We start from the raw sequence: 12,397 nt of genomic DNA, 5'->3' as shown, positions 1-12,397 counted from the left end.
AAAAATGTTAATTGAAAATCTAAAAGCAATGAAAGAAACAAGTTGGATTAATACAAATCTAAGTAATGATGTTTTATGCGAATTAAACAAAGGTGCTATTAAGCTTGATAGAATTGATGATGCAAGGGCTAGGCTTAATCGTTTTGCACCTTTACTTAAGATAATTTTCCCTGCTACAAATATTACTAATGGTATTATAGAAAGCCCATTAGCTTGTGTGAATAATTATAAAAAAGAGTTAGAAAAATTAAGCGGTGCTAGTATTCAAGGCGATGTTTATATAAAACTTGATTCGCATTTACCAATATCAGGCTCTATTAAGGCTCGTGGTGGAATATATGAAGTATTAAAACACGCAGAAGATTTGCTAATAGAAAATAATATGCTAAGCATTCAAGATGATTATTCAAAACTTGCCGAGCCAAAATATAAAGAATTTTTAAGTAAATATAAAATAGCAGTTGGCTCAACCGGTAATCTTGGTCTTTCAATAGGAATTATGAGTGCAAAACTTGGCTTTAAAGTAGAAGTTCATATGAGTGATTGTGCTAAAGAATGGAAGAAAAAAATGCTAAGAGAGCACGGATGCAGCGTGATTACTTATGAAGATGATTACGGCGTCGCAGTAGAGCAGGGAAGAAAAAGTTCTGAAAATAATCCGTATTGTTATTTTATAGATGATGAAAACTCGCATAATTTATTTTTAGGATATAGCGTTGCTGCAAAGAGATTAAAAGGACAATTTCAAGCATTAGATATTAATATCAGCAAAGATAGACCGCTTTATGTTTATCTTCCTTGCGGTGTTGGTGGTGGTCCTGGTGGGGTTGCTTATGGGCTTAAGGCTGAATTTGGCGATTGTGTAAAATGCTTTTTTGCTGAGCCAACGCATAGTCCTTGTATGATACTTGGACTTGCTACCGGAAAACATAATGATATAAGTGTAGCTGATATTGGGCTTGATAATATTACGGCTGCTGATGGGCTTGCTGTTGGTCGTGCGAGTGGTCTTGTAGGTAAAGTGCTTGAGCGTGTAATTGATGGAAGCTTTACGGTGAGTGATGAGAATATGTATAGATATTTAAGCTTACTTGCATCTAGCGAAGGTATTAAGCTTGAGCCTTCGGCTTTAGCTGGGGTTAAAGGCTTAATGATTTCTAATGAGCTTAAAACTGAACACAAAAACGCAATTCATCTAATATGGGCAACAGGTGGAAGTATGGTGCCAGACGCTGAAATGGCTGAATTTATTAAAACAGGAGATGAATTATTATAAAATAAGCCCTAAAATAGGGCTTATAATTACTTTACGCAACTATAATTTACAAAACATTTACCGAGGGCTTTATGAATCAACAAACAAGAACAGAATATATAAAATTAGTGCATTTTTTAGCACAAGCTTTAGGCAAGGATTATGAAATAGTTTTGCACGATATAAATGATGATGGAATGAGTATTGCAGAAATTGCTAATAATCACATAAGCGGAAGAAGTATTAATTCTCCTATTACAGGATTTGCACTTGAGCTTGTTAATAAAAAGATTTATGAAGAAAGAGATTTTTTAAGCAATTATAAAGCAAGTGCAGGTGGAAAAAATATAAGAGGTAGCACATTTTTTATCAAAGAAGGCAATAAATTAAGTGGAATGTTATGTATAAACTACGATAAAAGTAGAATGGAAAATATAGCAGCACAATTATTAGGTAGTGATATACCTGTAGAAGAAGCTGCTTATGAAGAAGTTTTGAGCCTTGATTTAAATGAGCTAATTCAAGAATTAACAGGGCTTAGTGTAAATGAGCTAAAAAATACTAATCTAAAACCAAAACAAAGACAAATAATAGTAGATAAAATCTATGAAAAAGGTATTTTTAATATAAAAGGCTCAATTACAGAAATAGCTAATCTTTTAAATCTTTCAGAATCAAGCATATATCGTTGTATAAACAAATCTAAACAAAAATTTTAATCAAGCATAAACGCTTGATTAAGTTAAATTCCATTAGTATTTAGTGCTAAAATCTCAATAGTAATTAATATTAAAGGTATTTTTATGAAAGTAATTTTTGGCCCAGTTAATTCAAGAAGATTTAAAAAATCTTTGGGTATAGATTTAAGTCCTAATGAGAAATGCTGTAATTTTGATTGTTTATATTGTGAACTTGGAAAAGCTAAATTAAAATATGAAAATAAATCAAATTTAAGTGTTGAATATATAATAAATGAGCTAAAAGAAGCTTTGAAAATACATAAAGATTGCGATTATATAAGCATTAGTGCGAATGGCGAACCTACTTTATATCCATATTTAGATGAATTGATTATAAAAATAAATGAAGTTAAAAAGAATGCAAAATCATTAATTTTGAGTAATGCAAGCACAATTTTTGATAAAAATATTCAAAAGGCATTATTAAATCTTGATAGCGTTAAGCTAAGCATTGATAGTGTAAATCCTAAAGTATTTCGCAAAATTGATAGAACGAATATAGATATAAATAAAATAGTTCAAGGTATAAAAGAATTTAGTCAAATTTATAAAGGTGAGTTGATTTTAGAATGCTTGGTTTTAGATGGTATTAATGATGATGAAAAGGATTTTATTGCTTTAAATGATATTTTAAAGGATATTAAAGCAGCTAGACTTGATTTAGGAACTATTGATAGACCGAGTGATTATAATGTAAAGGCTGCAAGTTTTGAGAAATTAAGCAAATTGGCTAGTTTGATAACTAATATAAAAGTTAATATTATGAGTAGAAAAACTAATATAAATAAATATGATGATTTGCTTAAAACTATTAGTTTAAGACCATTAAGCTCACAAGAAATTGATGAAAAAGATATAAAAATGTTAGATGAATTAGTAGATAAAAATATAATAAAATGTGTGAAAATAAATGATATTAATTTTTATAAATTAAACAAATCAAATTCTAATTAATATAAAAGCTATTGTGATTAATTTGCTTATTTTAAGTGTATTTATAAACCAAGTGCGAATGAAAGAAAAAGGGCTTGATTTTAACATCAAGCTTTGTTATATCAATATTAAAATTATTTAAAAAATATTCATACAAAAGCGAATAGTTAGAATTATTCATATAAATACAAATAATATTCTCATCATCTTCTATTAGTAAAGTATCATAAAATCTTTGATTATTTAAAGTAAAAATTTTATAAATATTTTTAAAAAATACTAAAAGTATAAAATTACAAACACTCATAAAAATATAAAATATACTCAAAAAATTATTTAATTTATATAATTGTTGTTTGCTTTGAATATTAAGGCAGGTTTTATAGATTTTAGCATTTTTTAAATATATTGTTTTTTCTTCTTCATTAAGCTCATCTCTTTGCCTACAACTATGATTAACAAAATGTATAAAATCCTTATGAAAATATAAAATATTAGGTTTTTTAAACTTATAATGCAAATATCTCTCATCAAAATATGCAGCAATAATAAATAAATTAATACTAGAAACCTTCATAGAAAAATTACCAATATACATAAAAACACAAAAGCAAATAAACAAAGCACTACAATGAACCAAGCTAGTAATATAAGCGTTTTTATCTTTTAAAGAAAATAAAGGCGTAAAATTACTAGAAGTTAAATATTCGCTCAAATTTTCTCCTTATTAATGTTTGCTTCTATCAACTTTAATTGCGATTTTTGTAAAATCACCCCTTATATTATCATCATCTATTAGATTTGTAATGACTGCTTTATATGTTTTATTTTCAGGTATAAAATAAAATCCAAGATATCTTATTGCTACATGAACCTTTTCATTTTTAATATTTATACTTATTCTACCACTTACTCTTGTATTTTCATTTGGTGTAGCGACTTTATCAAATACTAATATCTCATCACCATCCTTAGTAAGCTCATATATTTTAATATCAAGTGCAAGTGGATAATAAGGATTATTTCGTATATCATTTTCTAATTTTTCATCGTATAAATAAACTGAATAAAAATCCTTACCTACTTTACCATATTCAAAACGCAAAGGATAAAAAGCATAAAGTCCTAAATACTCTCTTATATCTTTTCTTTGTGGCTTAAAGATTATTTCAAATTTAGTGCCTTTTTTGCTTAAATCAAATAAAGTATATATGGGAGTTTTTGGTATTTTATCTTTATGAACAAATTCAAAAGCATTTAAACTAAAAACTAGCATAAGTAATAAACAAATTTTTTTAAGCATTTAAACTCCTTTATTTTTTCATATCATAACATTATTTAAGAATATTTCTTGGTTTGTAAATGTGTTTAAAAGTTAAAATATGATTTTAAATTCTTAGAATTTAAAATGGATAATTAAATATTTTTTATTGTTTAACATTTGCCTTTATTAGGAGTTTTATAAGTTGAATATTTGTAAAATTTGAATACAAATTATTTAAGCTCATTCTTTCTCCTTTTTTAGATTTATTTCACAATGTAAAGATTTTAATTCAGTAAATGTATAAGGGTATGCCCTTGTGTAAAGATAATATGCGTTAGATACAATATTTGCAATACTATGTATATAAATTTCATATGTTGGATATGCATTATAATAGTAAATCTTATAAACCAAAAAATAATCTCTTTCTTTGTAATTTATCGTAAAAATTCTTTGTGTAAGCTCATGAAAATCTGTTGATATTTTTATTCTATTAGATTTTTTTATGACATCTAACAGATTTTTATTTTTAATAGGATGATTGCAAAAATCTTTTTCTATAAACAAAATATTTCCAATTTCACCTAATAAAGCTAAGTAATTTTTATTATCTAAAACTACATCGCCAATAGTTATATTTTTGTGTTTTTTTATGTATTTTTTACCCTTAATTTTACTTGCAAAATAGAGCTCTCCATTTTTATCAACTTCATAAAAAGAATAACTCACATCATTATCAACACCATAGATATTATCACGCCCTATATCTTTATAAACTTTTCTATCAAGCCCTAAATCCCAGCAGTATTTAAGAGTATCTTTTACTTCTTGGCTAGAGTATGGCTTAGTATCTACAATTTTTGGCTTTATTTTTATATCTTTGTATCTAAAAAAATTTTGCCAAAAATTATTTATTGATATCTCTTCGCAATCTACTGTGCATTTACGCTTATAACAATCAGTTGAGTGTTCTTGAATTATTTTTATATGTTCTATTAATTCTTTAGGATAGGTTTTTGAGTTTTCAAGACTAGTGCTAAGCTCTTTTATTCTAGTTTTATAAGAATTTATAATGCAATTATTATCATCTTTACAATCACTAATGTTTTTTAAAAATTCATCTTGGTCTTGCTTTATCTCTTTTGTAATATAAGGAAAGCTTTTATAAATACTATCTAGCTCTATTTTTAACTTATTTATTTGATATAAATAAATATTTGTAATTAGTAAAATCATTAATATTTTAAACATAACTCTCCTTTATTTTTCATATCATAGCATTATTTAAGAATATTTCTTGGTTTATAAATGTGTTTAAAAGTTAAAATATGATTTTTAAATTCTTAGAATTTAAAATGGATAATTAAATATTTTTAATACTTTTAATGTGTTTTTATGAATATGAGTAGTTATAGTGAAATTAAGCTAGGAAAACCTAGCTTAATTTTTTAATGTAGTTCTTTCCAGATTGCGTTTTTCCAAGCATAAGCTAATATTGCTAATAATGCAAAATAAGCCATTATTTTGTATCCTAAATCTTCGCGTTCAGCTTTTTTACTATCTCCAACGCTAGTTAAATAAGCAACAACATCATTTTGAGCTTGTTCGTTAAGTCCAACTCTAGGCATTGCAGTTCCTGGAAGTTGTTTTTGAGTATCGTTTATAAATTTATGTAAATACTCATCTCCTTTAGCACGAATTATTATTGATAAATCAGGTGGCGTTGAACCCATATAATCTTTTAAATCTCCGCCATTTACTTTAGCAATAAAACCATCATATTTAACATCATGACATCTTCCGCAAGCTTCTTCAAAGATAACTTTTTTGTTCTCAAAATTAATTTTTGCAACTTTTTCGCTATCGCTTAATTTACTTGCATTTATTTCATTAGCAATTTTTGCTTTTTTTGCTTCAAGAGCAGCTTTTCCGATACTATTTAAATATCCTACTATATTAGCAACTGATTGAGCATTTTCATCACTTATACTGCCATCATCTTCTAAAAATGCTGTCATCATAGGGTGTGGATTTTCATCATTATATTTTTTGTTATTTTTCATAGCAAGTGCAGGATTAAGAGAAATTGCCATTAAGAATTTACTATCATAAATAGCTCCTGCTGTGCTTAAATCAGGATAAATAATACCTTGAGCGCTAATTCCATCATCAGCAGCTACTAATTCATCAAATTCAACTCTATGACAGCTAGCACAATTAGCTTCAAAATCAGCCTTTCCAGCTTCAACATCAGTTTTTAAACTAGCTATTTTATCAACATTAGCCCAAAGTTTTTTAGTATCTTCTAATTTTTTTGTAGCAAAATCAATATCATCTTTTTTACCACTTTCATTAGCTTTTTTTAATTCAACTTCAGCTTGAGCTATATCGCCTGCTTTAAAATCAAAATTAACTTCGCTAGTATGTTCGTGCATTTGTGAATGAGCGTAAGGCTCAACTCCCCAATAAACAATACCTGTGAATATAACTAATATTGCAAATATTTTTAACTCTTTCATTACTTAGCCTTTCTTTCCATAAGAGTAATTACTGGTAAAACTACTATTAATAATGCTAAAAATGTAACAGAAGCAATAGTTGCTATTGTATTATTAATTCCAACAGGAGGTAATTTACCATAAATAGTAAGAACAATCATATCAATTACTAATAGCCAAAACCATACAAAAAATGCTCCACGTTTATGTGCAGGCGCTACTACATTTGAGCGGTCTAGGAATGGTAATACAAAGAAAATTACTTGAGCTATACCAAAGCAAGCAAGACCAACTTCATAAGAAAATCCTCTTAAGATTTCATAACTCCATAAGAAATACCATTCAGGATAAATATGTGGTGGAGTTTTAAGTGCATTTGCTGGTTCAAAGTTAATTGGATCCATAGCAAAATCATAGTGAAAGCATACTAGATAAAAATAGAAAATCATAAATAAGCAAACATAAAAAATATCTTTACATAAGAAATCAGGCCAAAATGATATAACTTTCGCTTCTTTTTTCTTGCCAGCTAAATATTTTTCAGCTTCTAAATCAAAATCAATTTCTTCAGCAATTTCGTTATTTACATGTGGAAATCTTAAAGCATAAAAGTGAATTGCAACAAATGCAATAACAACTATTGGTAATAAGCAAACATGTAGCATAAAAAATCTATTTAATGTAGCATCTCCAACAGCGTAATCACCTCTAATCCATTCAACTAATTCAGGTCCTATGAAAGGAATGCCACCAAAAAGATTAGTAATAACCATAGCAGCCCAATAGCTCATTTGTCCCCAAGGTAGCATATAACCACTAAATGCTTCAGCAGAGAATAATACGAATAATACCATACCGCTTATCCAAATGATTTCACGACCTTTTTTATAAGAGCCATAATAAATACCTGTTAATAAGTGTATATACATTACTAAAAATACTACCGACGCAGCAACCCCGTGCATATGTCTCCATAGCCAACCATATTCAACTTCTTGCATAATAGTTTTATTTACACTATCAAAAGCAAGTGCAACATCAGGTTTATAATACATTACAAGTAAAAGTCCTGTAATAAATAGTATTGCAAACATAGTAAGTAAAATTACTCCCATTGCCCATAAAAAGTTAATTTTCTTAGGAATCCAGTATTGTGTCATCATAACTTGCATAAATTTTTTGATAGCAAGTCTTTGATCTAGCCAATCAACAATTCCATTTGATTTTTCAAAATGTGCCATGATTAAGCCTTTCCTACATTTTTCATAATTTCTTCATACTCTTTGCCAATTTCTCCTAAAACTAATTTAGTTCCATCAATTGAAAAAGGTGGAATTTCAAGTGGTTTAGGAGGTGGTCCTGACATATTTTTTCCGCTTACATTAAATTTTCCACCATGACAGGCACAAACAAATTCTTTATCAGCTGAATGATATGCTGGAATACAACCTAAATGAGTGCATAGTCCAATTACTACCGTATATCTTGCATCTCCTGCTATTATATCTGTATTGCTTTGTTCCATATCACTTGATTTTTTTAGAATGAATATTGGTTTTTTTCTCCATTCAACAGTTCTTAGCTCTCCATCAGCTAAAGGCGATAAATCAACGGTTGTAAAACCTGCTGCTTTTACACTAGGAAGTGGATCCCAAGTTTTTTTCATACCCACTAGTGTAAAAACACCACCAACAGCCGCAGCAGCGCCTAATGTAAAGCCCATAAAGCTTCTTCTACTAGCCATACTTATCCTTTCATAAAATTTGAAAATAAATAGCTAGTTTAGTGAAAATTGGGTAAATATTACAAGAGTATATTATTATTAATAGTTTTGGAATATTATTTGCTATGGGATTTTTGCATTTTAATTTAAGGAGAGAAAATGGAATTTTATAAATCTAAACCATTGATTGTAAGTGCCTTAGCCGGTAGAGATTTAAGAAATAAATTAATTAGCTCAAACATAGCTAATATTGATACTCCTTTTTATAAATCAAGAGATATTGATTTTGAAACAGCCTTAAACGAAAATGCAAATAAACTTTACAAAACTACACAAAATGCACAAATTGCAGCTACAAATTTTATGCATTTTGGAAAAGGTATGAGTAATAAACTAGCAGTTACTAATGAAAGGCATTTACAACCATTAGAATTTGAAAATAGCGAAAATGGAACTATTTTTGCTAGAGATGGACATTTGCAAAGAAATGATGCAAATACCGTTGATTTAGATGTAGAAACAAGTGAATTAAGCAAAAACGCAATTATGATTAGTGCGCTTGATTCTGTGCTAAAAAAACAAAGTGAAGTTGTAAGAACTATAATTGAGAGTAGTTCTAAATTAAGTTAAGGGATAATTTATGGCATTTTTAAGCGATTTTGATATTAGTGGATATGGACTAAGCGCTCAAAGATTTAGAATGAATTTAATTAGCTCAAATATAGCTAATGCAAATACTACTAGAACAAATGAAGGTGGTCCTTATAGAAGGCAAGATGTAGTGTTTAAAGCCGTTAATTTTGATGATGTTTTAAATGAAGAAATTAATTCTAAAAATAGTTTTTTTGAGTATGAAAATCCTTTAAATGACCCTGTAAATTTTCCTGAAGCAAAGCCTGCTGTTATGGGTGTAGTAGTAGATAAAGTAGTAAGAGATGATAAGGATTTTATATTAAAATACGAGCCAAATCATCCCGATGCAAATGCTAAAGGATATGTAGCATATCCTAATATAAATCCTGTTGTAGAAATGAGTAATTTAATTGAGGCAACAAGGGCTTATCAAGCAAATGTGGCAGCATTTACAAGTGCTAAAACAATAGCTCAAAGTGCTATTGATTTATTAAGATAGGAATTTAAAATATGAATAATATTAAAATCAATCCAAGTTTGATTCAAAGTATTGAAAATACCAAATCAAATTCTAATAAAGTTGATAATGGTTTTTCATTTGCAGATGCTTTAAAACAAGAATTAGAAGAGCTAAATAAAGAACAAATTGTATCAGATAAAGCTATGGCTGATGTAGCTACTGGAAATGTGAAAGATTTACATCAAGCAGCTATTGCTATTAACAAGGCTGAAACAAGTATGAAATTTATGTTAGAAGTTAGAAATAAAGCTATTAACGCATACAAAGAGATAAGTAGAACTCAAATATAAAAAATGCAAACACCTTACGAGCCTAGTAAAAAGACTTTTATAGTATTGTTTTTTTTGTTGCTCGCTTCTTTTTTTATTATTTTTTCTTTTGTTAGAAGTAAAACTAATGAAAGGAATGTAGGTAGTATTGAAAGAGGTGAGCGAGTAGGTGCTTTAAATGGAGATATTATTAGTGCTGATGGATATACATTAGTAACTAGTAGAAGAATTTATAGAGCTGAAATTGATATTAGAAGTATTAATTTAGATAAATTAGATTATTTTTTAAAATTATTTCAGATTTATGCCTTTATTGATGATAAAGAAATGAAAGATATTAAAGCAAGATTATTAAAAGCTTTAAAGCAAAAAAAGGTTTATAATTTTGTTTTATCAAAAGATATTGATTCAAAAGCTGCAAGTTATTTACAAGAATTATCTAAAAAACTTTATGTTTCAGGATTTTTTAAATCCTTTAAAAATGCAAATGGAAAAGTAAGCACAAGAAGACTTGAGATAATTGAACATAAAGAAGAAAGAGTTTTTTCTAAAGGAGATATTTTAACCCCAATTCTTGGTTATTCTCAACTAAGTTTAGAAGATGGAATATATTCAAATATTCCAAAAAAAGGTTTGGAAAAATATTATGAGCAGTATTTAAGCCCTAAAAGTGATTATAAAATAACAGGTAGTAAGGATATTGGTGGAAATATAATCATAAATTCTGATAGTTTTTTAAGTGATAGAATTAATGGTAGTAATGTATATTTAAATGTAAATTTAAAGCTTCAAAAAGGGTTAGAAAATATAGCAAGTGTTGCTAGAAAAAATTTTGGTGCTAAGCAAGTAATAATAGGCATTTTAGATAGCAAAGACGCAAGTGTAATTGCACTAGCAACTAGCAAAAGGTATGACCCATATCATAGAAAAAGTGATTTATCGTATCTAAATACCGACGCTGTAGAATTTGAATACGAACCAGGCTCGGTAATTAAACCAATTGCTTTTGCTAATTTATTAAAACTAAATCGTATAACCCCTTTTGAATGGGTAAAGACTTATGGCGGAAGAATGAAGCTTGATAAGTTTTACATAACAGATACACATCCTATGGATAGTATGATTGCTGAAGATATTATAGTTCATTCATCAAATATAGGAATGGTTCAAATTTCTAATAAAGAAAATGTAAAAGAATTAATTAATGGTTATTTGGAATTTAATTTAGGAAATTTAACTGGTATTGATTTGCCTTATGAAAAAGCAGGTTTTATAAAAGATGCTAAAAAAACTTATGAAGTAGAAAAAAATACTATGGCTTATGGATATGGTTTTAGAACCACTTTTATACAACTTTTAGCAGCTTATAATGTATTTAATAATCGCGGAATTTGGATTAGTCCTAAAATTGCTAAATACTATAATGAAGATAAGGAATTAAAAGAAATATATACTAAAACAGAAAAAGAAGTCTTGCCACTTGAAATTGCAAAGCAGATGAATAGGATATTAATAAAAACTGCAAATCAAAAATCTTTAGCAAAATATTGGCCTTTAGGAATTAGCGTAGGTGGTAAAACAGGAACAGCAAGAATTAGTGTTAGTGGAAAATATGAAAGAGAATATAATGCGAATTTCTTCGGTTTTGCAAATGATGAAAACAATAGATACACAATTGGTGTTTTAGTAATGAGTCCTGATAAAGATAAAGAAGGATATTATGCAGCCCAAACAGCTTTACCTGTTGCAGCACTTGCTATTAATCAATTAATAGAAGATGGTTTTTTAAAGCCAAGTTATAATAGAATTGATTAATATTTATTTTATAAAATGCCCCTAAAAACGGATAAATAATGCAAAATATTAAAAATCAAATGATTTCATTTGCTAATGAAATATTAAAAAATTTTAATGGTGCTGTTTTAGGGCTTAGTGGTGGGCTTGATAGTGCTATTGTATTAAGAATATTAAGCGAGTGCGAAAAAAAGCCACATTGTCTTATAATGCCTACTAATATTTCAAATAAAACAAATCTTGATGACGCTATTAATTTAGCAAATAAATATGCTTTAAAATATGAAATTATAAATATTCAAAATATTTTAGATGAATTTATTAAAGCAAGTGGTTCTAATGACAAGGTATTAATAGGAAATTTTGCAGCTAGGATTAGAATGACTTTATTATATGATTATTCAGCTAAGCATAATTTATTAGTAGCAGGGACAAGCAATAAAAGTGAATTAATGTTAGGATATGGCACTATTTGGGGAGATTTAGCCTGTGCTTTTAATATTTTAGGTGATTTTTACAAGAGTGAATTATTTGAGTTTGCTAAATTTTTAGAACTACCTAATAATATAATTAGTAAAAAACCAAGCGCAGACCTTTATGAAGGTCAAGATGATGAGAGTGATATTGGTTTTACTTATACAGAAATTGATAAGTTTTTAAAAAATTATGAAAAAAATATAATTGATAATAATTATATAAAACTATTAGATAGAATAAATAAAAATAAGTTCAAAAGAGAAAATATAAAAATATTTAAAAGGTCATAAA

14 protein-coding genes are annotated in these 12,397 nt (G+C 27.8%); 8 read left to right on the top strand and 6 right to left on the bottom strand.

Annotated elements, in window-relative coordinates; genetic code table 11:
- The first annotated feature begins 4 nt into the window (after window positions 1–4).
- From AVBRAN9331_RS05365 to AVBRAN9331_RS05355, 3 genes are all read left to right on the top strand, one after another.
- Window positions 5–1,276 (top strand): D-serine ammonia-lyase, encoded by a 1,272-nt coding sequence (locus tag AVBRAN9331_RS05365; protein ID WP_336612573.1) that lies wholly within the window; start codon window positions 5–7, stop codon window positions 1,274–1,276.
- Window positions 1,277–1,347: 71 nt separating this feature from the next.
- Window positions 1,348–1,974 (top strand): helix-turn-helix transcriptional regulator, encoded by a 627-nt coding sequence (locus AVBRAN9331_RS05360; protein WP_214117868.1) that lies wholly within the window; start codon window positions 1,348–1,350, stop codon window positions 1,972–1,974.
- 84 nt (window positions 1,975–2,058) lie between these two features.
- Entirely contained in the window at window positions 2,059–2,949 is an 891-nt protein-coding gene (locus AVBRAN9331_RS05355) for a radical SAM protein (protein WP_336612572.1), read from the top strand.
- A gap of 31 nt (window positions 2,950–2,980) precedes the next feature.
- Here AVBRAN9331_RS05355 and AVBRAN9331_RS05350 read toward each other — a convergent pair whose 3' ends face one another.
- The 6 genes from AVBRAN9331_RS05350 to AVBRAN9331_RS05325 all read right to left on the bottom strand — a co-directional run bounded on the left by AVBRAN9331_RS05350 (window position 2,981) and on the right by AVBRAN9331_RS05325 (window position 8,434).
- Window positions 2,981–3,643, bottom strand: coding sequence for a hypothetical protein (locus AVBRAN9331_RS05350; RefSeq protein WP_336612571.1), 663 nt, complete (start codon window positions 3,641–3,643; stop codon window positions 2,981–2,983).
- 12 nt (window positions 3,644–3,655) lie between these two features.
- Window positions 3,656–4,231 carry a hypothetical protein gene (locus tag AVBRAN9331_RS05345; protein WP_239803525.1) on the bottom strand — a complete coding sequence of 192 codons (576 nt, stop codon included), beginning with the start codon at window positions 4,229–4,231 and terminating at the stop codon, window positions 3,656–3,658.
- Window positions 4,232–4,432: 201 nt separating this feature from the next.
- Window positions 4,433–5,443 (bottom strand): hypothetical protein, encoded by a 1,011-nt coding sequence (locus AVBRAN9331_RS05340; protein ID WP_336612570.1) that lies wholly within the window; start codon window positions 5,441–5,443, stop codon window positions 4,433–4,435.
- Between the two features lie 197 nt (window positions 5,444–5,640).
- Window positions 5,641–6,711: a c-type cytochrome gene (locus AVBRAN9331_RS05335; protein WP_336608612.1), complete on the bottom strand. Its 1,071-nt coding sequence runs from the start codon at window positions 6,709–6,711 to the stop codon at window positions 5,641–5,643.
- Complete coding sequence (locus tag AVBRAN9331_RS05330) at window positions 6,711–7,931, bottom strand: cytochrome b (protein WP_214142682.1); 1,221 nt, start codon at window positions 7,929–7,931, stop codon at window positions 6,711–6,713. The genes AVBRAN9331_RS05335 and AVBRAN9331_RS05330 overlap by 1 nt, the downstream gene beginning before the upstream one ends.
- A 2-nt stretch (window positions 7,932–7,933) precedes the next feature.
- A complete protein-coding gene (locus tag AVBRAN9331_RS05325) occupies window positions 7,934–8,434 on the bottom strand; it encodes a Rieske 2Fe-2S domain-containing protein (protein ID WP_239803527.1) in 501 nt (166 codons plus the stop codon).
- A gap of 138 nt (window positions 8,435–8,572) precedes the next feature.
- Here AVBRAN9331_RS05325 and AVBRAN9331_RS05320 point away from each other — a divergent pair, with 138 nt between their 5' ends.
- The 5 genes from AVBRAN9331_RS05320 to nadE are packed head-to-tail and all read left to right on the top strand — an operon-like array spanning window position 8,573 to window position 12,396.
- Window positions 8,573–9,043 (top strand): flagellar basal body rod protein FlgB, encoded by a 471-nt coding sequence (locus tag AVBRAN9331_RS05320; protein WP_214117861.1) that lies wholly within the window; start codon window positions 8,573–8,575, stop codon window positions 9,041–9,043.
- Window positions 9,044–9,053: 10 nt separating this feature from the next.
- Window positions 9,054–9,545, top strand: coding sequence for a flagellar basal body rod protein FlgC (gene flgC / locus AVBRAN9331_RS05315; protein WP_214117860.1), 492 nt, complete (start codon window positions 9,054–9,056; stop codon window positions 9,543–9,545).
- 11 nt (window positions 9,546–9,556) lie between these two features.
- On the top strand, window positions 9,557–9,856 hold the full coding sequence (gene fliE / locus AVBRAN9331_RS05310; protein WP_214117859.1) for a flagellar hook-basal body complex protein FliE: 300 nt from the start codon (window positions 9,557–9,559) through the stop codon (window positions 9,854–9,856).
- A 3-nt stretch (window positions 9,857–9,859) separates the two neighbouring features.
- Window positions 9,860–11,650 carry a penicillin-binding transpeptidase domain-containing protein gene (locus AVBRAN9331_RS05305; RefSeq protein ID WP_214150324.1) on the top strand — a complete coding sequence of 597 codons (1,791 nt, stop codon included), beginning with the start codon at window positions 9,860–9,862 and terminating at the stop codon, window positions 11,648–11,650.
- Window positions 11,651–11,688: 38 nt separating this feature from the next.
- Window positions 11,689–12,396 (top strand): NAD(+) synthase, encoded by a 708-nt coding sequence (gene nadE, locus AVBRAN9331_RS05300; protein ID WP_214117857.1) that lies wholly within the window; start codon window positions 11,689–11,691, stop codon window positions 12,394–12,396.
- Window position 12,397: the final 1 nt, after the last annotated feature.

The sequence above is a fragment of the Campylobacter sp. RM9331 genome, from assembly GCF_020137685.1.
GTDB lineage: Bacteria > Campylobacterota > Campylobacteria > Campylobacterales > Campylobacteraceae > Campylobacter_E.
Note: the sequence above shows the minus strand (reverse complement) of the source record. Positions and strands in the feature narration are given on the sequence as shown.

Excerpts from the sequence above, each read along its gene's own strand:
- fliE (WP_214117859.1), top strand. The coding sequence starts at position 9,557 with ATGAATAATATTAAAATCAATCCAAGTTTGATTCAAAGTATTGAAAAT.
- AVBRAN9331_RS05305 (WP_214150324.1), top strand. The coding sequence starts at position 9,860 with ATGCAAACACCTTACGAGCCTAGTAAAAAGACTTTTATAGTATTGTTT.
- AVBRAN9331_RS05320 (WP_214117861.1), top strand. The coding sequence starts at position 8,573 with ATGGAATTTTATAAATCTAAACCATTGATTGTAAGTGCCTTAGCCGGT.
- AVBRAN9331_RS05345 (WP_239803525.1), bottom strand. The coding sequence starts at position 4,231 with ATGCTTAAAAAAATTTGTTTATTACTTATGCTAGTTTTTAGTTTAAAT.
- AVBRAN9331_RS05355 (WP_336612572.1), top strand. The coding sequence starts at position 2,059 with ATGAAAGTAATTTTTGGCCCAGTTAATTCAAGAAGATTTAAAAAATCT.
- AVBRAN9331_RS05360 (WP_214117868.1), top strand. The coding sequence starts at position 1,348 with ATGAATCAACAAACAAGAACAGAATATATAAAATTAGTGCATTTTTTA.
- nadE (WP_214117857.1), top strand. The coding sequence starts at position 11,689 with ATGCAAAATATTAAAAATCAAATGATTTCATTTGCTAATGAAATATTA.
- AVBRAN9331_RS05365 (WP_336612573.1), top strand. The coding sequence starts at position 5 with ATGTTAATTGAAAATCTAAAAGCAATGAAAGAAACAAGTTGGATTAAT.
- AVBRAN9331_RS05335 (WP_336608612.1), bottom strand. The coding sequence starts at position 6,711 with ATGAAAGAGTTAAAAATATTTGCAATATTAGTTATATTCACAGGTATT.
- AVBRAN9331_RS05325 (WP_239803527.1), bottom strand. The coding sequence starts at position 8,434 with ATGGCTAGTAGAAGAAGCTTTATGGGCTTTACATTAGGCGCTGCTGCG.
- AVBRAN9331_RS05340 (WP_336612570.1), bottom strand. The coding sequence starts at position 5,443 with ATGTTTAAAATATTAATGATTTTACTAATTACAAATATTTATTTATAT.
- AVBRAN9331_RS05330 (WP_214142682.1), bottom strand. The coding sequence starts at position 7,931 with ATGGCACATTTTGAAAAATCAAATGGAATTGTTGATTGGCTAGATCAA.
- flgC (WP_214117860.1), top strand. The coding sequence starts at position 9,054 with ATGGCATTTTTAAGCGATTTTGATATTAGTGGATATGGACTAAGCGCT.